Annotated in this window: 2 protein-coding genes; both read left to right on the top strand. The window is 65.9% G+C overall.

Annotation, left to right across the window (positions count from 1 at the left end):
* On the top strand, positions 1–1605 hold a 1605-nt coding region (locus VGC77_RS12830; RefSeq protein ID WP_331171954.1), incomplete at its 5' end, for a conjugal transfer protein TrbE.
* 23 nt (positions 1606–1628) lie between these two features.
* Positions 1629–1899, top strand: a 271-nt coding sequence (locus VGC77_RS12825; protein ID WP_331171953.1) for a DUF4141 domain-containing protein, incomplete at its 3' end; no start/stop codon positions are given.

The following is a 1899-nucleotide window of genomic DNA, read 5'->3' as shown; positions in this document are numbered from 1 at the left end:
CGGCAATGGTTCGCCAAACGGAAGTCGATCGCCGCGATCCTGAAGGAGGTGATGACGAACGAGGCGTCGGCCCTGGTCGATACCGACGCCTCGAACAAGGCCGCCGATGCCGATCTCGCGCTTCAGGAATTGGGCGCCGACTATGCCGGCCAAGCCTATGTGACCGCGACCGTCACCGTCTGGGATGACGACCCGCGCGCGGCGGCCGAGAAGTTGCGGCTGGTCGAGAAGGTCATCCAGGGCCGCGACTTCACCGCCATGCCGGAAACCGTCAACGCGGCCGACGCCTGGCTCGGCAGCCTGCCGGGCCATGTCTACGCCAATGTCCGGCAACCGCCGATCAGCACGCTCAACCTAGCCCACATGATCCCCTTGAGCGCCGTGTGGGCGGGGCCGGAACGGGACGAGCACTTCGACGCGCCCCCCTTGCTCCACGGCAAGGCGGAGGGCTCGACCCCGTTCCGGTTTTCCCTTCATGTCGGTGATGTCGGCCATACGCTCATCGTCGGCCCGACCGGCGCCGGCAAGAGCGTGCTGCTGGTGCTGATGGCGCTCCAGTTCCGGCGCTATCCCCGCTCGCAGGTGTTTGCATTCGATTTTGGTGGCAGCATCCGCGCCGCCGCGCTGGCGATGGGCGGCGACTGGCACGACCTCGGCGGCGGATTGACCGAGGGCGCGGATTCCTCGGTGTCGCTGCAACCGCTGGCGCGCATCCATGATGTCCCCGAACGCGCCTGGGCCGCCGACTGGATCGTGGCGATCCTGATGCGCGAGGGCGTGACGATCACGCCCGAGGTGAAGGAGCATGTCTGGACGGCATTGACCTCGCTCGCCAGCGCGCCCGTGGGCGAGCGGACCATCACCGGCCTCAATGTCCTGCTTCAGTCGAACGATCTCAAGCAGGCATTGCGGCCGTATTGCGTGGGCGGGCCTTATGGGCGGCTACTCGACGCCGAAGGCGAGCATCTCGGGCAAGCCTCCGTGCAGGCGTTCGAGACCGAAGGGCTCATCGGCGGCGGCGCCGCGCCCGCCGTGCTCGCCTATCTCTTCCACCGTATCGACGACCGGCTCGACGGTCGGCCGACGCTGCTCATCATCGACGAGGGCTGGCTGGCGCTCGACGATGAAGGTTTCGCCGGCCAGCTTCGTGAATGGCTGAAGACGCTGCGCAAGAAGAACGCGAGCGTCGTCTTCGCCACGCAAAGCCTCTCCGATATCGACGGCTCGGCCATCGCGCCCGCCATCATCGAGAGCTGTCAGACCCGGCTTCTGCTTCCCAACGAGCGGGCGATCGAGCCGCAGATCACCGAAATCTACCAGCGTTTCGGCCTCAACGACCGGCAGATCGAGATCATCGCAAGGGCCATGCCCAAGCGGGATTACTACTGCCAAAGCCGCCGGGGCAATCGGCTGTTCGAGCTGGGTCTGTCGGACGTAGCGCTGGCGCTGTGCGCCGCGTCCTCCAAGACCGACCAAGCCGAGATCGCGCGCATCCTTGCCGAGCATGGCCGTGCTGCTTTCCTCCCGGCCTGGCTCCGGCTGCGCCGTGCCGAATGGGCCGCCGACCTCATTCCCGACCTCACCAACCTGGAGATACCGTCATGATTGTCCGTCGCTCGCGCGCGGCGTTGCTCGCCGCGTCCATTCTCGCCGTTCCCGCCGCGCTGTCGCCGATGCTGGCGACGCCCGCCGCCGCGCAATGGACGGTGTTCGACCCCACCAACTATGCGCAGAACGTGCTGACCGCCGCGCGCGAGCTACCGCAGATCAACAATCAGATTCAGCAGATCGAGAACCAGACCCAATCTCTGATCAACCAAGCCAAGAACCTTGCGAGTATGCCCTATTCGCTGGTTTCGACCATCACCAGCCAGATTCAGCGCACCGAGCAGCTCATCA

The sequence above is a fragment of the Rhodopseudomonas sp. genome (assembly GCF_036404135.1).
Lineage (GTDB): Bacteria > Pseudomonadota > Alphaproteobacteria > Rhizobiales > Xanthobacteraceae > Rhodopseudomonas_A.
Note: the sequence above shows the minus strand (reverse complement) of the source record. Positions and strands in the feature narration are given on the sequence as shown.